The following is a 20,880-nucleotide window of genomic DNA, read 5'->3' on the forward strand; positions in this document are numbered from 1 at the left end:
ACACTCCTGGGTCGCTATTAATTGGCGACCTTCCCAAGCAAATAAATAAGCAATTTCTGATTATGGGCGGAAACGCGGCTCAGGTACGAATCCAAAAGTTGTTCCCGGATTCTCATACCTCGCTCGCATTCCGCCTTTCCTTTATCCGTGACGTTGACCCAAACGATGCGGCGGTCTTTCTCATCCCGCTCCCTTACGATCAATTCACCTTTCTCCATCCGATCTAACAATGTTGTCACAGCTGCTGGTGTTGTGGATAAATATTCGATTAAATCAGAAGGCTTCATCCGTTCATTCGTCATAAGCAGCTCTAACACGTTAAGCTGTCCTTCAGTAATAGTAGGGGCTAATCCTACCTCCATCTGGTTCTTCAATTCCTTAGACAATTTCAACCATAGCTTCCCAAATTCATCAGAATACACCCTCATCAACTCGCTTCCAACATCTCCTAAGGCAAGTATAGCATGCCTTTTCTTTGGTTTAAAGGTTAATGCCATTAATATTTTCAGACAAAAATTGCACGGTTTGAGACATGCTGTGTCTTGCTGTCGATCCTTCTATTACTTTGTCTGATTAACAAGAATTCGCCCAAGCTTCTCGACTTCTTTTAACACCTCGCCCACTACTTACATATACTGTGAAGCAGGTATGTACGGTTCTTACTAACGAAAATAGTTTATATGGCTTTGTCATTTTCACCAAGAGGAGACTTTCGATTCACTCTATTTAGCAGCTTGAAGTTGCATTTCGTACAACAGTTTGAGCCCATTTGTTGCGAAATGGCCTATATAGGAGGACCAAATTGTTGTGAATTATGCAACAACGAAAGGTGAGAGGCAAATGGGATGGATGAATGAATCGACGTTTTCAATAGTCTAATCTTACGATGCTAGTTTCGAATGAAAATTCAAAGGAGTGGTTTACGGTGGAAGCTTGGAAAATAGAGCTTGGTAAAAAGGCACTTGAAGCTGGCATAATGAAAGACCCACAGTGGCTGGATCGATTAGACGAACCGATGCCCCTGTGGGTCCTATTGGAGTTAGCTTTTATGCTCATTGAGAAGCTGGATCCACCTACAGTCAGCTATGATTGAGGGAATCTCAGGATCTCTACGATCGCATCTGTTTTGGAAACAGGAATAAGTTGTTTGCCTTGTGCTTTCCGATCCTCCAGAGGTGCTGTCTCTGTTGAGAAACGCAGCTTCTCCCCATTACTCATGACAGCCGTAATGAGATAATCCATCTTCACGATAAATGTTCGTATTAAGGTTGAACCGTTAGGTCTCACACGCTTGCCTTCTTTAAATTCGAAGGTAAGTATGCCCTTCCCGCCGCGTCCTTGGATGGGATAGTCCACGACTAGGGAACGCTTTGCATACCCGAGGTCCGAAATGACCAGCACTTCCCCTTCATCCCCATAAATCCACTCGGCTGAGACGACTTCATCGTCCTCCTTGAGCTGGATGCCGCGCACACCCGCGGCCGCACGGCCCATCGGGTTCACTTCTTCCTCACGGAAACGGATGCTCATGCCCTGCTTCGTGACAAGCAAGATTTCTTTCGTATTATCACTTAGATGTACATGAAGGACTTCGTCATGCTCACCGAGCTTACAAGCCACGATTCCGTTGGAGCGGTTCGTCATATATTCTTTCAGCTCTGTACGCTTCACTTGTCCTTTGCGTGTGACGAACACAAGCGACTTGGTCGGATCCTCAAAGCCCTTCACTGGAATAACGTTTACAATGCGATCTTCCTTGGCAATAGGAATGACATTTACGATCGCGGTACCGTTCTCTTTCCACTTATACTCAGGCACTTGATGGACAGGCAGTAAGTAATATTGACCTTTCTTCGTGAAGATCAGCAAGCTTTCGATCGTATTCACGTCGAGCAGGAAGCGCAAGTAATCGCCTTCCTTCAGCCCTGTATTCTCGAGTTCTCCGCCTGAACGTGTGAAGGAAAGCTTGCTCGTCCGTTTCAAGTAACCTTCATTGGACAACGTAACCAGGACGTCCTCCGCGTTCACGAGTACCTCAAGATTAACTTTCAGTTCTTCCACTTCACCTTGAATATCTGAGCGGCGGTCAATGCCATATTTCTTGCGGATTTCGCCCATTTCATCTTTGATAACGCCCAACAGCTTCTTCAAGCTGCCAAGAATACCACGTAAATAGGCAATCGTTTTCTCAACATCTTTCAACTCTTTTTCAAGCGTTGTGATTTCTAAATTCGTTAATCGGTATAATTGCAAAACAAGAATAGCATCTGCTTGTCGGTCTGAAAATCCAAACTTCTCAACAAGGTTATTTTGCGCATCTTGCCGATTCTTGGAAGCTTTTATCGTTGCGATAACTTCGTCCAAAATGTTAAGAGCTTTGACAAGCCCCTCTAACACATGTGCGCGGTCCTCAGCTTTCTCGAGCTCGTATTGAGAACGGAACGTGACAACTTCCTTCTGATGCTCAATGTAAGCTTCAAGGATTTCACGAATACCCAATTGACGAGGCGCTTTATTCACAATCGCAACCATATTGAAATTGTAGGTCACTTGCAAGTCTGTCTTCTTCAGTAAGTAAGCCAAAATACCCTGGGCATCAGCTTCCTTCTTAAGCTCCACGACGATCCGTAACCCATTACGACCGCTTTCATCGCGTACTTCGGCAATTCCTTCAATTTTCTTCTCAAGCCGAATGTTCTCCATGGCCGTTACCAGACGAGATTTGACAACTTGATAAGGGATCTCCGTGATTACTATTTGTTGTCTGCCGCCGCGCATATCTTCTATCGCTGTTTTGGAACGTATGTAAATACGGCCTTTTCCTGTGCGATAAGCTTCGCGAATGCCTTCTTCACCCATGATAATGCCAGAAGTAGGGAAGTCGGGTCCTTTGACAATTGTCATCAATTCTTCGACGGTAATCTCAGGCTTGTCGATCATGGCTGTACAAGCATCGATGATTTCCCGCAAATTATGTGGAGGAATTTCCGTTGCAAATCCAGCCGAAATCCCACTAACACCATTTACAAGTAAGTTCGGATACCGCGCAGGGAGCACAACGGGCTCCTTTGTGGAATTATCGAAATTATCCTTGAACATGACCGTACGTTTCTCGATATCACGCAGAAGTTCCATCGCGATCTCAGATAATCTGGCCTCTGTGTAACGCATAGCAGCCGGCGGATCATCATCCAGTGATCCCCAGTTACCATGGCCATCCACAAGGGTGTGGCCCATCTTCCACGGCTGCGCCATACGAACCATACCATCATAAATGGAAGCATCTCCGTGCGGATGGTAATTCCCCATGACATCACCGACGGTTTTGGCCGATTTACGATAAGGCTTATCAGGGGTATTGCCAGAGTCGTACATCGCGTACAATACACGTCGTTGTACAGGTTTCAAACCATCTCTTACATCTGGAATCGCGCGATCCTGAATAATATATTTAGAATAACGCCCGAAACGATCGCCAACGATCTCCTCCAGATAGGCAGGTAAAAACTCTTCTAATATGTTCATCTTTCATTCACCACTCTTTTTGGTCTACTCTACATATTCGGTAAAATCGACGTTCTCGATAATCCACCGTTTGCGTGGATCTACCTTATCGCCCATTAATGTTGTTACTCGTCGTTCCGCTTTAGCGGGATCTTCAATTTGTACCTGCAGCAAGGTACGGCTTTCCGGATTCATCGTCGTTTCCCACAACTGCTCCGGATTCATTTCACCAAGTCCTTTATAACGCTGCAGCTCGGTATTCTTGCCAAGTTCTTTGACAACGACCTGTAGTTGATCGTCCGTCCAAGCGTACTTGTATCCACCATTCTTGCCTTTTCTGGTCACTTTGTAAAGCGGAGGTTGTGCGATGTACACCCTGCCCTGATCAATCAATGGTTTCATATAGCGGTAAAAGAAGGTCAAAAGCAGAACCTGAATGTGTGCACCGTCCGTGTCTGCATCTGTCATTATAATAATTTTACCGTAATTCATCTCTTCCGCTTCGAATTCAGAACCAACCCCCGCCCCAATAGCGGCAATGATCGCTTTGTATTCATCATTTTTCATAATATCGAGAAGCTTGGATTTCTCTGGATTCATCGGTTTTCCTTTGAGCGGTAAAATCGCCTGATGCTTGGAATCACGTCCTTGCTTGGCTGAACCGCCAGCGGAATCTCCTTCGACAATGAACAATTCATTGCGCTGCAAATCCTTCGATTGTGCAGGGGTAAGCTTGCCATTCAGATTCGAGCTCTCACTCTTTCCTTTTTTACCGCTGCGAATTTCTTCCCGCGCTTTACGCGCGGCTTCGCGTGCTTTGGAAGCTTGTACTGCCTTCTTCAGCATCATTTGCGCGATCTGTGGATTTTCCTCCAAGAAAACTGTCATTTTATCGGAAACAACCGCATCCACTGCACTTCTTGCATTCGCGCTTCCAAGCTGATCTTTCGTTTGACCAACGAATTCAACATCGCCCATCTTGATATTGATAACAACCATCATACCTTCCCGAAGGTCGGTACCATCCAGATTTTTTTCTTTTTCTTTGATAATGCCCCCTTTACGGGCATATTCATTCATGACGCGCGTATAAGCTGTCTTAAAGCCAGTCTCATGCGTACCGCCGCCGCGAGTGGGGATGGAGTTAACGAAGGAAGCGATCGTTTCTGTGTAGCCATCGTTATATTGCAGGGCCACCTCGACTTCGATTTCATCTTTTTCTGCGGCAAAATGAATCACAGGATGAAGAACCGTTTTCTCCTCATTCAGGAATTCAACAAATTGACTTGCGCCACCCTCATATTGAAAAGTATCCAGTTTATCTGATCGTTCGTCTTTCAAGTTAACGAGAAGTCCTGAGTTGAGGAAAGCAATTTCTTGCAAACGTTCTGCTAAAGTATCGTAGTTTATCGTTGTTCCGCCTTGAAATACGCGTTTGTCTGGCTTGAAGGTTACTTTTGTTCCTGTGCGATTCGTATTACCTACGACTTCGAGTCCAGTAACCGGTTCACCGACATGCTCGATTCCTGCATCGTCTACCCAATATTCAAAGCGCATTTTATGCACTTTGCCATCTCGGTAAATTTCAACTTCCAGCCATTCGGATAAAGCATTCGTTACCGATGCGCCAACGCCATGGAGTCCGCCAGACTTCTTATAGCCTGAACCACCAAATTTGCCGCCAGCATGTAAAATAGTAAATACAACTTGCGGAGTTGGCACGCCAGTTTTATGCATACCGGTAGGAATCCCCCTACCATTATCCTGAACTGTAATGGACTGATCTTTATGTATCGTCACATTAATTTTGGAACAATGTTTGGCAAGATGCTCGTCAACTGCATTGTCCACAATCTCCCAGATCAGATGATGTAGACCAGATGAACTTGTACTCCCAATATACATCCCTGGTCTTTTACGAACCGCGACAAGACCTTCCAGGACTTGTATATCATCTGCCTCATAATTCGATGCTGGGGCTATTGCATTCGCAAATTCTAGCTGCTCGGACATTGAAGCCCTCCTTTATCTAATATAACCGTTAATTCAAAACATCTTTTCGTGAAAATACCGTAAATGAAACAATGAGTGAAGCGATCGCCCACACACTTAAAACGCTAAGGGAGAAGGTCAAGTCCATCCCTTTAATTGGCGGAAGGCCTCCTGTTAAATACTTCGTTAAGTCCAAATTGACCATAAACAAATATTTTGCAGTTTCCCAAGACGACACCATATTCGAAAGAATGGTCCCTGATATTAATACGGCAAGCATGACCCCCATACCTGCTGCTGTGGAACGAATGAGTACAGATAGCATTAGTGACATGAGTGCTACGACTAATGCTGAGAACCAAACCAATCCAAACTCCATGATCAGGAAGAACCATTGATCAACTGCACGTACAAGACTAAAATCCACATCCGTACCCGTTAGTTGAATACCTGTAAATACAGGCATCGTCCATCCGTTATAACCGAAAACAACACCGGAAATCAAATAACATAAGACGCCAGTGGACAATACGGTTAGCGAAGTAAAGAAGACAACCGTAATTAATTTACTCAATAGGATTTTCCATCGCCGGACCGGTCTTGTCAACAATAATTTAATAGTCCCCGTAGAATGCTCAGATGATACGATGTCAGCCGAAATGACCATGATAATGAGTGGAATGAATAAACCAACCGCATTTTTCACAAACTCGCGCGTAAAAGTAACCGCATTGGGAGTACTCGGATCTACATCCTTTTCTAGATAATAGTTAGCGATTTGAATTTGCACTCTAAGCTGTTGCTTCCACTCATCCGGCGTTCGAGCCGAGCTTAAACGCTTTTCCCAATCGGCAATTTTCTGCCTTTGGTCTGCTTTCCAGTCCGTCGTTCCAAATTGCTTTTGTGTATTTTGGGCAACTCGCATTTGAGCATAAGTGAACATAGGGATTAATGCAAGAAGTATTAGTAGGATAACATAAAAGCGTTTTTTCTTAATCATTTTAATACATTCATTCTTCACAAGGGCATATAAACTAAGCAATTCTTTCACCTTCCCCTACTCAATTCTTTCACCTTCGGTTAGGCTCAAGAACAAATCTTCCAGTGTTGGATTTTTGATTTCTACAGCAAATAGGCTAATTCCTGCTTCCATCAAATGCTGACTTACCTGCGGGACGTTTTCCTTGTCCATTTGAGTAACGATTTGTTTCACCGCGAGCGGTAAGCCTATCGGACTTCCTTGCGAAACTTCCTCAATGCCCTGCACGAGCGGCGACGCCTCTAAAAGCCCCTCGGCCTTCTCGGCCGGAGACACGGACCAAACGACTTTACCGCCTTGAGCGACCAAATCATCAACGGCACCCACTTGAATGACTTCACCATGGCTGATGATGGCTACACGATCACACATTTGCTGAATCTCGCTAAGTAGGTGACTGGACACGAACAAGCTAAGTCCACCCGCGGCCAAATGCTGAATGAACTCCCTCATTTCCTTAATCCCTTGTGGATCAAGACCATTCGTCGGCTCGTCCAATATCAATAAACTAGGCCGTCCAAGCAGTGCCTGTGCAATACCAAGTCGTTGCCGCATACCAAGAGAATACGTACGTACCTTATCATGTATCCGTTGATCCATAGAGACAATCTCAACAACCTCTTGGATTCGTTTCTCATCGACATTCGGCAGCATTCTTGCAAAATGCTCAAGATTTTCCCAACCTGTCAAATAGGAGTATAGCTCGGGATTCTCGACGATACAGCCAACATGACGCATCGCTTGATTATGCTCCTTGTGAACATCGTGCCCACAAATCTGAATAGACCCTTCAGTCGGACGTATTAAATCAACGAGCATGCGAATCGTCGTTGTTTTACCTGATCCATTGGGTCCTAAAAAACCAAAGATCTCACCCGCGTATACATCAAATGAAATCCCTTTAATAATCTCTTTATTTTTAATTCGTTTTTTTAAATTTTTCACAGATAAAACCGTTGTTGAAACAGCTGCTACAGCCATTTGCTTGGCCTCCCCTATTTCAGAATTTGTACAATCCGATCGGCAATGCGCTCATAGCCGTCCCCATTAGGATGAAAATGATCGGCTGAAGACAAATATTTGATCAAATTTTGTTCAAACAAATCATAGGTCGGGACAATAGCCATATGAGGATATCGATTCATCATCTCAAAAACACTATTATTCCATCGTTGTACAATAAGCGAACCTTCTTTTTTGGGATCTAAATCAAGAAAAGGATGATATAAGCCAACATACAACACAGTTGCATTCGGATTCGCCTTATTAATTGCTTGTATTACCTTATCCATTTTGGCCAGCGCAGGATCTACTCGTTTAAGTGCACCCTCTGGGTTGAACTCCGTCTGATTTTCGCCTTTAAAAAGCCCTTCCCCGCCAGCAAAAATATCATTGCCACCAATCGTGAGTAAAATGATATCCGCCTGAGCGAGTGCGTCTTGCGTCTTTTTCAGTGCTAAATCAGAGAGAAGTTGGTCACTCTTATAGCCTGGGATCGCCAGATTATTAAGGACGAATACCGGCTTACCGCTTACCTTCTCCAGCTTTTCGCGGACACGACCAACGTAGCCTTTGCCAGTATTATCACCTGTTCCAGCAGTCAATGAATCACCGAGAGCAACAATCTGAAGCTTACTTTTGCTCTCAATCATTGTTTCTTTCTTAGGTGCTGATGACGTTACAACATTGAGGTCTCCAGACGCTTTAGGAAACCATATTTGATTCGCCGCGTAAGCAAAGCCTACTGCGAAAACAATCGTAGATATCGAAGCTGTAAGGCCAATTGCGCCCCACATAAAACGAGATGATCTCAAGGAAGTCCCCTCCTGCGAATAAATGGCATAATTCACTCTAAGAGTATAGCTTCTTGAATAAATTTGCAAACATTGCAATACGGAACGGGCAAATGAGCTTTCACACGAGCCTTGAGTAAATTGGCTCGGAATCCGCGCTTTCGCCCGATGCAGATCGAAAAAAGCTGTTTAACCGCCACAGCAGCTAAACAGCTTTTTCTCAGAACTTTAAACCGCATCCTGCAAAAATTTGTATTGAGCCTGAATAAGTCCGTAGTAAATCTTTTGTTCCTTCATGAGTTCTTCATGATTACCGATCTCCATCATACGCCCATGATCGAGTACTACGATTTTATCTGCATTCCGGATTGTGGATAGTCGGTGCGCGACGATAAAGGAGGTTCGACCAGCCAGCAGCGTTTTGAGAGCTTCCTGAATTTTGAGCTCCGTATCCGTATCAATACTAGCTGTTGCTTCGTCCAAGATAAGTACACGCGGGTTCGCAAGGAGCGCTCTGGCAAAGGAAATCAACTGACGCTGACCCATCGAGAGTACGTTACCGCGCTCTTGAACCTCTGTATCATAGCCGCTTGGCAAGCTCATGATAAAATCATGTGCATGAACAGCCTTGGCTACAAGTTCAATCTCTTCATTGGTAGCATCCAAGCGACCGAAGCGGATATTTTCTCTTATCGTTCCCGAGAAGATAAACGTATCTTGCAGGACAACTCCAATTTGGGAGCGCAAGCTTTGAATGGTGACATTTCGAATATCGTGCCCATCGATAAGTATCTTGCCTTCAACCGGATCGTAGAATCGGCATAATAGATTCATAATCGTACTTTTTCCAGAACCTGTATGACCGACAAGCGCAATGGATTGCCCAGCCTGTACATCTAAATTAATGCCGTTGAGCGCTGGTCTTCCAGGCTCATACTCAAATACGAGATTCTCAAACTTCACTTTGCCTTGGATGCTTGGCAGATCTTTAGCGCCTTCAATTTCAGCCACAGTTGGTTCCTCATCAATAAACTCGAAGATCCGCTCCGCTGAAGCCATTGCAATGAGCAGTTGCGAATACATTTGACCTAACCGTGTAATAGGTTCCCAGAAATAGCCTATGTAAGTAGCAAATGCAACTAACAAACCGACCGATATTTCTTCCGTTTGGATTAAATGAGCGCCTAGCCAGAACAGAATGCAGTAACCAACAGCTCCCGTAATTTCAATGAGCGGACCGAACGATTGGTTGAGCATCGAAGCTCGATTCCAAGACAACCGATTGACCATATTCATTTTGGTGAAGAATTGTATATTTTCTTTTTCTTGTGTATAGGCTTGTGTAACTTTGATGCCTTGTATACATTCATTTAAATGCGCATTCAAACGGGATTGCTTCATCGTCACGTCCTGCCAGGCACGGCGAATCTTTTTCCGAAGCTGAGTCGAAATCAGAAACATAATCGGAACGGTAACGATGATTGCGGCGCCTAATTTGAAATTAAACGTCAATAAAATAATGATAATGCCGCAGAGCTGCACAACATCAATTAATAAGTTAACAACACCGTTCGTGAACAAATCTTGTAAAGAATTCACATAGTTTGTGACTCGAACGAGCACAGATCCTGCCGGACGTGTATCGAAGAAACGAAACGACAACTTCTGAATATGACTGAATAAATCATGACGCAGATCGTAGATGACACGCTGACCAATCATATTCGTATATTTAATGCGGAATGTATTGGCTAGCCATTGAATGACATATACAGCAAGCATGATACCAACAATTAGGAAAAGCAAGTTCTTATCCTTAGGAATGATGGAATTATCAATGGCTTCACGAATAAGCAGTGGTATGGTCAGCTTGGTGATTGCTCCTACCAACATCATAATAATAATGATAGGCAGCATTTGTTTCTTATAAGGCTTCATATAACTAAATAAACGTTTCAACTGACCCCAATCAAAAGGCTTTTCAATCAGTTCATCATCTTGATATACGAATCGTTGCCCCGCTTGGGAATCATCTCTTTTGGCAGATGCCTCGGCTTGCGTCGAATTAGTACTCAATGTGCTAACCTTCTTTCTTGCGATGGAGAATGGTTTAATGCATCCATTTCTAAATCCTTTGTTGCCGCAGCCTGGCTGCTTGCAGCCGTTTTCTGGGGCCCATCCGCATACTGAATGTCATAGGTTTGACGGTAAAGACCTTCCTGCTGCAGCAGCTCTTGATGTGTGCCTCTTTGTACAATCCGTCCTTTGTCTAGGACAATAATTTCATCGGCATGCTTCAAGGAAGAAATCCGGTGAGCAATAATGAAGGTTGTACGCCCTTTCATAACCTCACCGAAGCCAGCTTGAATCTCATGTTCGGTTTCCATATCAACCGCGCTAGTCGCGTCATCAAGAACAAGAATTTTAGGATCTTTGATAAGCGCCCGAGCGATGGCAATCCGCTGTTTTTGACCGCCAGACAAGCCTAGTCCGCGCTCGCCAACAACCGTGTCATACCCTTCCGGAAGTTCCATAATGAAATCATGCGCTTTGGACAGCTTAGCTGCTCGAATAATGTCATCCATCGTCACATCTTTACGTCCATAAGCGATATTGTTGCGTATTGTAGATGAGAACAAGAAAGTTTCTTGGAAAACTGTAGCAATCTGATTGCGATAACTTTCAACTTGTAAAGATCGAATATCTTGACCATCTAACATAACTTTGCCTTCTTTAACGTTATAAGCTCTCATCAGCAAGGAAATCACTGTCGTTTTACCCGAACCTGTGCTGCCTAATAAACCTATGACCGAACCAGGAGGAGCATCAACCGAGAAATCATAAAGTGCAGGCTGTTTATCCGGATATGAAAATGTCACATGATCAAAACGTACATGACCTTTAATATCTTCACTCTTCAAGGCGACTGCATCTTGTTGATTTTTCACATGCATGTAATGATTCAAAATTTCCAAAATTTTCTCGCCGGAAGCTTTGGTTTGTGTAAAGTTATTGATATGAAAACCAAGACCCCACATCGGTCCAATAATGTACCAAATGAGACTGAAACACGCAACGAGTTCACCTAACGTAATGGTATTCTCGATCACCATGTACCCGCCAACTCCGAGCAATGTGACGACACTTAAATTCGCCAATATTTCCATGATGGGAAAATACTTTGCCCAAATCCCAGAGGTTTCAATATTCATGGCCTTGTAATCCTCATTGCGTGTTGAAAACTTCGTTACTTCATGAGGTTCGCGCGCAAAAGATTTCACCGTTCGAACACCTGTGATATTTTCTTGCACCGCAGTGGTCATCGTACTAAGGGATTGTCGTACCATCCGAAAAGCTGGATGAATTTTACCTTCAAACCGAATAGCAGTAAACGCCAGAAATGGCATCGTAATCATCGTAAGCAAAGCCAGCTTCCAGTTAATCGAAAACATCATCCCCATACCGAAAACTAGCATCAACATCACGTTTAAAAGCTGAGCGAAGCCGAAGCCGATAAACTGTCGAATGGCCTCCAAATCAGCCGTCAATCTAGACATTAAGTCCCCAGTTCTTGCCTGATCATAGTATTGAAAGGATAAGTACTGAAGCTTGTTGTACAGCGCATTACGTAAATGAAACGCGACTCGGTTACCTAGACGGCCTCCGCATAAGCCATGAAGAAATTGAAACATACCCTTCATAGAAACCACTAGTACGACTACAAGCGCTAATCTGGGAACGAGCTCAAATTGTTTCTGTGTGATGACGTCGTCGATTAAATACCGCAGTAAATTCGGATAAACGAGACCGAGTGCAGTTGCCACTGCTAAACATAGAATTGCTCCAAAAAATAATTTTTTCTCTGGCCAAAAATACGGCTTCAGTTGCCTGAACACTTCCACTTTGGGGCCCCCTCCTCAAGAAGGATAAATTGGAAAAGCTTAGAAAGCGTTTTATTACCTAATGAATCTTAACACCATCCCTATTAGCGAGCAATCAGAGGATACGAGGATTTAAACGCTTAAATGCCCATAACTTCACAAAAACTTGCAGGAATCCCCCCTATTCTTTAAAATCATCCCGATAACCATTGATGTAAGCCCTTACATGACATTACGCAGTAAAGGGTTGGCCAAGTTCATTGAACCCGACCAACCCTTTTGTTTAATCATTAAACAAAACCCTTTAATTGATGCTGTTTGGATATAAGTTCGTTCAAATCAATCTTCATTTCGAGAGCATCGCGAAGCCCTTCAGCATGTTCATTCAACTGCTGCAGCATCAGATTTTTCTGTGCTGCTAGCCAATTTTCCAACTGATTCGCATAAGCTTGTTCAAGCTCCACGGTTTGCTGCTCGATAAATTCGGCAACCGGCATGTTCATCCGATTTTCCAAGTCTGACCTGAGCTTGCTTTTACCATCGCCTTCGAAAAATTGCTTCGCATTTTTGAAATGACTTTGGAGCAGCTTCAAGGTTACATCTGGAACATCTAGTTTAGACGTAATTTCTGGTGTCACGAATTTATTTGATTCATACGTTCCACTTTCGAATCCTTCCATCAACTCACCAAGCTGCTCTTCCCAGCGCTTTACACGGCTATTGCTAATCAAATTCATGCGATTTTCAACCCTGAGCGTTGTGGCCAACACCTCCTGGGATAAATCGTAGCCAATCATTCGCAGCAGCTCACCCCAAGCGGATTGCAGAGCTTGCTTTGGATCTCTGGCATCATCCCTAAAGGTCGAAGGATTAAACGCATAATTGTATAATTCACCGAAGCGGTACATCGTGCGCTGCTTGACGTAGTACAATAGCTCCTGAATTTCTTTCTTTAATTCTTTGAGCTCCGCGTCATACAGCGTATTTTCCAGAAGCTCAGTTCCGGCATCCTCTGCCTGACCAAGCTTGGTTAATTGAAGCTTACGCTCTTCTTCCCCAGTCTGCGCGCGCTCCAGCCATTGCTGCATGGTAGCAATGGCGCGATTCAGCTCCAAATTAGCAGCATGGATGGCGACATCGCTAAGCTCATTAAACGTAAACTTCACAAAATCTTGCTCAAACGGCTGAATGCCAGATTGGGTAACCAGCGTTTCGTTTCCAGTTATTTTGCCCTCTGCTGCCAAATAACTGGATATTGGATAAATACGCGGATTTCGAATGCCGTGCTGCAGCAAATTCGTTTCCACATGTTTAATGACGCCATTTAATTCTTCCGAACTAGCGGCAAGATCAGCAGCATTGACAATAAAGAACATTTTATCCATCTCAAAGCTGTCCTTCACCCGACCGAGCTGCAACAGGAATTCACGGTCTGCCTGTGAGAAAGCATGATTGTAATAAGTAACGAAAAGAATAGCATCCGCATTTTTAATATAGTTAAAAGCTACACCGGTATGGCGGGCATTAATGGAATCGGCCCCTGGTGTATCAACGAATATAATGCCTTGTTCCGTCAATGGATTGGAATAATATAATTCGATAAATTCAACAAAACAGGACTTAGATTCGTCTGCGACATAGCTTGGGAACTCATCTTTGGTGATTTTTAGTTCTGTGCCTAAATGATCTTGTGCTAACGCCCAGCCTTTCTCTACTGCCTTCAGGAAGGAATAGTGCGGCTTCCCTTTGGCCGTAACGTCCGCTGGAGAAAGTGCGCTTATGCGTTTAAGGGCAGAAGCCATGTCTGTCGCCTGTACGCCGAGTATGTCCAAAGAATAGAGAACGTCCTGCAGAATCGCGTCCGTCTTCTTCATCTTGACCTTGGCTGTGCCATGCGGCCAACCTTCCTGCGGCGGCATAATCTTATTGATCGCCGCCGTCGTAGGGTTCGGCGAAACCGGCAGCACTCTTTCGCCAATCAACGCATTGGCAAAAGAGGATTTGCCGGCGCTGAAGGCGCCGAACAGAGCGATCGTGAACGTCCGCTGCCGCAGACGTTCCGATTTCTCACGCATGGAGCGCGCGATCGACCTCATCGACGGCAGGCCCTCGATGAGGCTTGAGGCCGCCTGCAAGTCGGCGGCCTTGCGCTCCATGCGCCTACCGTGTTCACCCGAGGTGAACGCGGTAGGCGCTGAGGCAGCTGCCTCAACAGGGGCAGCTGCAATGCCTGCGGCCGCCGATGCCATAGCAGCGGCCTGCAGGATCGTGCCCATGGAGGTCACGTGAAGCCCCCCGCTCAGCGGGGCGGCTGCCGGCTCCTCCATGGCTGTATACTGCTGCGCAGCCGGCAGTGCCGGCGCAGCCGGTCTAGGCCAGCTGGCCATGCGCAGCAGCTGGGCCTCTGCCTCCGCCTCGGCTTCCTCGAGGTGCTGCAGTTCCCGCCAAGCGCTGAGGCGCATGCCCAGCGCTTCGAGCTCTGCCGCAAGCGCGTCAGCCGCTTGCGCCCCCCCTTCGCGGACTGCAGCCGCGAGCAGATCAATCACCGCAAAAGCCTGTTTGCGGTACTGCTGTTTAATATCAGATGACACCTGCTTCATGAAGTTGAGCGTATATTCGCCGCCGAAGGTTGCGCCAGCATTCACTTGTGCTGCCAGCCATTGCGTCGTCACATCAACCTTCAATGCTTCGATCTCTGCTATCAACGAAGGATCGTACTCGCCTTGCTCCTGAGCAGCCTTTTTCAAAGCATCCCTCAGATGCCAATCCAGCTGCGCTTCTACCTGCTCAGCCAAATCTGCTTGAAACGCGCCAAGGCGTTTCTCCGTCTCTAGTGCTGTTTGCGCAGCTCTGGAGAAAAAGCCGACCTTGAACCCGGGCTTACGGCTCTCCAAATACGCATGAGCCTGATCCCTGGTCAAGGCTGGTGTTATATTGGCATTCTCAATAATCATGCCAACTTCCTTACGGAGCGCCGCCGTTAACGCTTCCGGCCGTCCATTCACCGCTGCAAGCTCTTCCTGCTTCGCGGCAGCTTGCGCTTGAACCTCCTGCACGTCACCTTCCTGGCTGATTTGCTCCATAAGCACCGCTTTCTGCGGCTCATGCTGATCAGCCAACCATTTGCCGTGCTCCGCTGCAAGATAACGCGCGGATGCGTCGATGCTGAAGCTTCGCAGATCATCCCCGCGCTCAATCAAACGGCTTAGGAGCCATTGAAGCTTCGCATACTCATTATGCGGATGGCTCGGCTCCTTCATGGTAACGAACAGCAAATCATCCGGCTCGATGCCCCAGCTTAGAAAAGCTTGTTTCGTCCCCTCCTGATACTGTGCAAAAGGAAGCTCCCATTCCTTGTGCTTATCAATCATATTTACAACCAGATAGAGCGGCTTCCCCCATTCCTTCATCTTTTTCGTGAACGCGAGATTGACCTCCGATTGAACATGATTGTAATCCATCACATAGAAAACGACATCGGCTAGATGTAAGGCCGACTCCGTAGATTGATGATGGGCATCATCCGTAGAATCAATTCCAGGCGTATCAAGCAGCGCCGTTTGATTACCCAGAAATGGAATCGGATACGTAATCTCTACCGTTTCAATATCAGTACCATTGACGCAATACGCTTCTAATTCTTCAAGCGCAATTGTCTTCTGTTCTCCCATATTGTTTACGCTGCCATCCTTCACGCGATGCGTAACATGAGCACCGGGTGATCCATTGCGAATACTCACGATGTTTGCACTTGTAGGAATTGGGCTTGAAGGCAATAAGGCGTGCCCACAGAGCTGATTAATCAGCGTGGATTTCCCCGCTGAGAAATGGCCGCAGAACGCTATATTCATCCGTCCTGCGTCTATTTTGTCAAGCAGCTGACCCAGCTTGCTTGCATTGTCGTAATCCCCTTTTGCTTGCAGATTAACTTGCATGTTCCTGATCGCATCCGGCATGACCGAGATGCTTCTATCCACCATTTGCGTCATTCGTCCATTCCGCTCCTTATGATCCGTTCTTCTCTCCAAACATAACCAAGGATAAACGACTCCATCGTCCTTCAGGACGAGAGCGTTTGTCAAGGTAGATGCGAAGCAAAAGTATATAACTTATACTTTCTTATCTACAGAAAAAAATCTCCCAAAGGGAGATTTAGGTTTTAGGACATTACTGCATTTTCTTTTTCCGGCAAGAAAATCTCAAAGACATCGCGATGCTGCAGAATCGTAATGTCGGAGTCTTTTACTTTCATAACAACGACTTCGGATTTCGTTTTCATCTTGTCTATGTAATTCTGAGGAACTTCACCGGATTCACTGACTGTTACACCTTCAATGACTTTTTCCTCATTATCGGCTAGGGGCGTGTTAATCACTTGCTCATAAATATCGGAGAACAGTTCAAAACTATTGGTGTATACGGCGATGCATTTCATTTCAAATCCCATCCTTTGTCTGCATATCATTTGTTTGTAATAGTTTTCCTAGTTGCACTTGGTTTCATACGTTTCTTACCCTCACGGCAATTGCCCAGCAATGGACATATCGCGCACTGCGGGTTCTGAGCTTTGCAGTGATACCGACCGAAGAATATAAGACGATGATGCGTTTGAGTCCACTCTTCACGCGGAACCTTCTTCATCAGCTTCTTTTCAACTTCAAGCACCGAATCGTCCCAGCCAACTAATCCTAGTCTTTTGGATACTCGCTCAACATGGGTGTCAACCGCTATGGCTGGTACCCCGAAAGCGTTCGATACGACGACATTTGCCGTTTTACGGCCTACGCCGGGCAGTTCGACCAAGTGTTCGTGCTTCTCTGGAATTTCGCCTTCAAACTTGTCCAGCAGCAATTGACACAATTTTTGAATATTGCTTGCCTTATTTCGAAATAATCCAATCCGTCGAATGTCTTGCTCCAGTTCCGAAAGTGGAACGGCCAAGTAATCTTCAGGACGCTTATATTTCTGAAATAAATCCAATGTCACCTTATTCACGGTTTCATCGGTGCATTGAGCCGATAATAGTACAGCAATCGTTAATTCAAACGGATTACTGTGGCGCAGCTCGCAATGTGCATCCGGAAAGAGCTCACCGATTGTATCCAAAATATGTCTTACTAACTTCTGTGTCATGTCTTTACTTCCTTAGGGTCGTAATAATCTCCAGTGTAGCGAATTGTGGCGTTAGAATCAATGCTTGAAAGCGTCAAAATGCGAACATTTTCTAAATAATTGCCATATTTTTTTATAAATTAGAAAAAAACCGCCTGTCTTAGAAGTCAAGCTCCTAATATACAGACGGATGAACTTAATTTTTGTTCAAATTTATTTCTCAATCTCAACAATTTTATCGTCTAACACATAAAGAGTTACTTGATCTCCAGCTGCGAAAGATGATGCCGATACAACATCTGTTCCTTTATGGAAATAGGCTCTTGGGAAAATACTATAAGCTGTTTTTTCTCCGGAACTTGTAGCTTTGAAGTAGAATTGGTTCACGACGTTATTGTAGTTATCCACTTCCCGCTTAGATCCTACAGCTACTTGAATAAGCATCTTGTCATTGGCGTCTTTCATCACTTGGACGCGATCGCCTACTTTGATGGAAGTGAAACTCCATGCTACGCCGCCATTAAGTTTAACGGTATAATTGCTGCCTGCGTTAATTACTTGACTTTTACCTGAAAAATCTTGAACGGTTAAGCTTGAGCTAGCCGCATTCACAGCTGTAACCTTACCGCGAACAGGACTGATGAGTTCTGCTTTTACAACAGCTAGACCTTTGAACGTAAGCTTTACATAATCATCAAGAGCAATGTCTGTAATAGAACCTACACTTTGATCCGCTTTGACGATTGGAACACCATCCAGGGAAAGGACAAACGAAGTGTTCGCCTCATCCGTCACGGTAATTTGCTTACTGTTCACATTAGTTAAAATTGTTTTATAAAGTGCTGTTTTACTCGTCACAATTTTCGTGACAATTCCCTGATCGAAGCTTAGAAGTAAACTAACATTGTCCCCAACTTTTAAATCAGACAGTGTGCTGTTTGGCTTATTAGCAAGCTCAACTTGTGGAGCGTAATTAAGCTTGAACGTCAAGCTTTGACCGCTGTCCGTTTTCAAAGTAATATCATTCGTTTGTAAATTTAATTGCGTTAATGCGCCATCCAGTTGGGAGGACATTTGAATTTGAGTGACGTTATCTTTTGAAACAAGTAAATCTACATATTTCCCAGCTGTAAATGTACTGCTAAAGTTTGCAAAAGGAAGTTTCACTCCAGCATATGAAATGGAAACTGTATCTTTTAAAATATAAGCATGTGGTTTACCTGTATTATCTATTACGGTTAATAATTTTGATGCTTGATCGTATGATATGATTTTTGCAAAGTATAAGTTCTCAATAGATCTGTTGGTTACTGTAATTAAAGTTACTTTGTTGTTCAAAACATCCAGCTTAAGCTGATCACCAGGAGCAATATCATAAATACTAGCTGTAGCTAAACCATTAATTCTGACTTGCACGTTATCGCTTAGAACATAGGATGCTAATGCTCCGCCAGCTGTTTTGGTTATCGTTAAAAATGTTTTGTCATCGCCAAGTGCTTTCAATGTCCCCTCAACACTTACACCGACATCCGCTTGCTTTTTAATGACGATCTTCACAATTTCACTGTTCTTAACCGTATACTCGACCGAATCTCCAACGTGAAGTGAATTGATATCTACGAGGCTGTTATCTGGTAAAGTCGCAATCAAATTGCTTGAGAAACCATATGTCTCAGGCTGCCCTGATACAGTGTCAAGCAGCGTAATTTGCATGGCATCTTTGTTAATCGTTTGAATCGCGCCGTCTGCTGTTTTATTAACTGGCACCTGTTTAACTATGATCGACGTATATTTATCGGTTTTGACAATCTTGCTTTTACGCAATTCGATCGTACTACCATTCACAATAGAACCTAGGCTGAGACCTCGACCTTCTGTATCAGTTACGGCGACATCCGGTGCTAAATCATAGCTCTCATAATCATCCAATGTTGCCTTGAGGCTGCTCATATTCAATTTCAATAATTTACCTTCATGGATATCCAGTTGAAGCTCATCACTAATGATTTCAACATAATAGGCTGTTCCATTCACTTGAACCAGAGAGACTTCAAACGTTTCTTGCAAAGTTTTCGCAGGAATTGCGGTATCATTTTTATTCCCAAAGAAAACTGTGTTCGGCGAAAGTTTATATGTACTCGTATTCCCGTCTTTATCCATAAGACCAATAGTGCCGCTCGTTAAGCTTGTCATGTACCCTTTCACAGCACGTGAAGGCAATGTTGTTAGCTCTTTTTGGGAACGACTTAAAAAAGCGGCCATTTGAGCACGCGTAACTGCCCCTTTGGGTTGGAACGTGCCATCTTCAAAGCCATCAACAACTTTCAAAGCAACTGCTGCATTAACAAAGCCCAACGATGTGCTGCTAATGTCATTATTATCTTTGAAAGCCGTCGGTGTTGACGATAAGCTTTGTGCGGTTGTAGACTTACCAATTGCGCGAATAACCACTTCAGCTACCCATTCTCTTGTTGCCTTCCGCTGGCCCCATTTATCTTTGGATTTATCGCTTTGGCTTCTCACTTTCTCTTCCTCGTTGGAAATTAAGCCTTTTTGGAGAGCAATGGCTACATAATTACGCGCATAGTTATCAACCAGCATGAAATCGGGAAACACCGTTGCTGTTGTCATTGTGTCTACTTCGCCTTGCAACCCCATCATACGAGTTGCCATAATAAGAACATCTTGCTGCGAAACCGAGTTCTCTGCCCGATAAGCACCATCCTCGTAGCCTTCAATAATGCCTTCCAAAGCAAGCTTGGATATATGTCGAATACCCCAATAGTCTGATTTTACGTCAGGGAAAGAGAGCTTTACATTGCTAGTTGATGTCGTATTTGCTGACTCAGCAGCCAAAACGGGTGTCCCCGCCAGGCTTGTAATAATTAAAGAGCTAACCATTGCACTTGCTAATTTCTTGTTTCTCATCGTTGATTTAGACTCCTCTACCACTACATTTAATTAGGTCTTTTAATTGGATACGGAAGCTCTAGATGCCCCATTAAGCTATCCACTTGTTTGCCGTTTTTCAGCACATATAAATTTTTCACATCTGGAAATTGAAACACAGTTTTCTTCAAAGCTTGTAAAAACAACTCCTCACCCGGAGCGCCTAATTGCGTTTTGGGGCCAAATTTAAGATCAATCTTCAATTCTCCCTTCGGTTTATCAAACGAAGTGCTAGTGAATGTAAGATCATCAAATAAAGGAATAGCTTTAGGATCATCACTCTTTTTGAGTGCGTTTAAAGCTGCTTCATACACGTCTGCGTCCTGCTTATAGCTGATTGTGACTTCTTTTTCTATAAGTTTCATTTCGTCCTGGTCACTGTAAAAGGCTTTGACCTTTTTTTGCTTTAAAGGTTCTGGTGTTGCCGTTGGGGTTGGTGCAGGACTTTGTACCACAGTTGTAGGGGTCGGTGCACTCGTCACTTGCGGTGTTGCTCCACCGACGAGCTGACCTTTCTGACCGCAGGCAGTTACAGACAACGTGATGGCACTTACAAGAACCACCCCATAGAATAGGCGACTTGTTTTGGTCATCTCACTCACTCCTTAGC

At 44.5% G+C, this 20,880-nt stretch carries 14 protein-coding genes; 1 reads left to right on the forward strand and 13 read right to left on the reverse strand.

All coding sequences use genetic code 11. The features are described from left to right. Nucleotides 1-17 precede the first annotated feature (17 nt). Nucleotides 18-428 carry a MarR family winged helix-turn-helix transcriptional regulator gene (locus tag NYR53_RS20375; protein ID WP_437180058.1) on the reverse strand — a complete coding sequence of 137 codons (411 nt, stop codon included), beginning with the start codon at nucleotides 426-428 and terminating at the stop codon, nucleotides 18-20. 497 nt (nucleotides 429-925) lie between these two features. Here NYR53_RS20375 and NYR53_RS20380 point away from each other — a divergent pair, with 497 nt between their 5' ends. Next, entirely contained in the window at nucleotides 926-1,093 is a 168-nt protein-coding gene (locus NYR53_RS20380) for a hypothetical protein (RefSeq protein WP_200957347.1), read from the forward strand. Here NYR53_RS20380 and gyrA read toward each other — a convergent pair. The 12 genes from gyrA to NYR53_RS20440 form a co-directional block, all read right to left on the reverse strand. Further along, nucleotides 1,084-3,525 (reverse strand): DNA gyrase subunit A, encoded by a 2,442-nt coding sequence (gene gyrA / locus NYR53_RS20385; protein WP_261301043.1) that lies wholly within the window; start codon nucleotides 3,523-3,525, stop codon nucleotides 1,084-1,086. The two genes, NYR53_RS20380 and gyrA, sit on opposite strands and share 10 nt — an antisense overlap. Nucleotides 3,526-3,549: 24 nt before the next feature. Continuing rightward, entirely contained in the window at nucleotides 3,550-5,517 is a 1,968-nt protein-coding gene (gene parE, locus NYR53_RS20390) for a DNA topoisomerase IV subunit B (protein ID WP_261301044.1), read from the reverse strand. A 28-nt stretch (nucleotides 5,518-5,545) separates the two neighbouring features. Further along, nucleotides 5,546-6,538: a DUF2705 family protein gene (locus NYR53_RS20395; RefSeq protein WP_261301045.1), complete on the reverse strand. Its 993-nt coding sequence runs from the start codon at nucleotides 6,536-6,538 to the stop codon at nucleotides 5,546-5,548. A gap of 15 nt (nucleotides 6,539-6,553) precedes the next feature. Further along, a complete protein-coding gene (locus NYR53_RS20400; protein WP_261301046.1) occupies nucleotides 6,554-7,516 on the reverse strand; it encodes an ABC transporter ATP-binding protein in 963 nt (320 codons plus the stop codon). A gap of 14 nt (nucleotides 7,517-7,530) precedes the next feature. After that, complete coding sequence (locus NYR53_RS20405) at nucleotides 7,531-8,349, reverse strand: GDSL-type esterase/lipase family protein (RefSeq protein ID WP_261301047.1); 819 nt, start codon at nucleotides 8,347-8,349, stop codon at nucleotides 7,531-7,533. A 207-nt stretch (nucleotides 8,350-8,556) separates the two neighbouring features. Further along, a complete protein-coding gene (locus NYR53_RS20410; protein ID WP_261301048.1) occupies nucleotides 8,557-10,404 on the reverse strand; it encodes an ABC transporter ATP-binding protein in 1,848 nt (615 codons plus the stop codon). After that, nucleotides 10,401-12,230, reverse strand: a complete 1,830-nt coding sequence (locus tag NYR53_RS20415; RefSeq protein WP_261301049.1) for an ABC transporter ATP-binding protein — start codon at nucleotides 12,228-12,230, stop codon at nucleotides 10,401-10,403. The genes NYR53_RS20410 and NYR53_RS20415 overlap by 4 nt, the downstream gene beginning before the upstream one ends. A gap of 269 nt (nucleotides 12,231-12,499) precedes the next feature. Next, complete coding sequence (locus NYR53_RS20420) at nucleotides 12,500-16,237, reverse strand: dynamin family protein (protein WP_261301050.1); 3,738 nt, start codon at nucleotides 16,235-16,237, stop codon at nucleotides 12,500-12,502. A gap of 131 nt (nucleotides 16,238-16,368) precedes the next feature. Continuing rightward, complete coding sequence (locus tag NYR53_RS20425) at nucleotides 16,369-16,644, reverse strand: NAD/NADP transhydrogenase alpha subunit (RefSeq protein WP_171649338.1); 276 nt, start codon at nucleotides 16,642-16,644, stop codon at nucleotides 16,369-16,371. A gap of 26 nt (nucleotides 16,645-16,670) precedes the next feature. Continuing rightward, entirely contained in the window at nucleotides 16,671-17,342 is a 672-nt protein-coding gene (nth, locus tag NYR53_RS20430) for an endonuclease III (protein WP_261301051.1), read from the reverse strand. Between the two features lie 192 nt (nucleotides 17,343-17,534). Next, nucleotides 17,535-20,249, reverse strand: a complete 2,715-nt coding sequence (locus tag NYR53_RS20435) for an S-layer homology domain-containing protein (protein ID WP_261301052.1) — start codon at nucleotides 20,247-20,249, stop codon at nucleotides 17,535-17,537. A 29-nt stretch (nucleotides 20,250-20,278) separates the two neighbouring features. Next, the gene (locus NYR53_RS20440; protein WP_261301053.1) at nucleotides 20,279-20,863 is read right to left on the reverse strand and encodes a GerMN domain-containing protein; all 585 of its coding nucleotides are present in this window, start codon (nucleotides 20,861-20,863) and stop codon (nucleotides 20,279-20,281) included. Between the last annotated feature and the right edge of the window lie 17 nt (nucleotides 20,864-20,880).

It is taken from the genome of Paenibacillus andongensis (genome assembly GCF_025369935.1).
GTDB lineage: Bacteria > Bacillota > Bacilli > Paenibacillales > NBRC-103111 > Paenibacillus_E > Paenibacillus_E andongensis.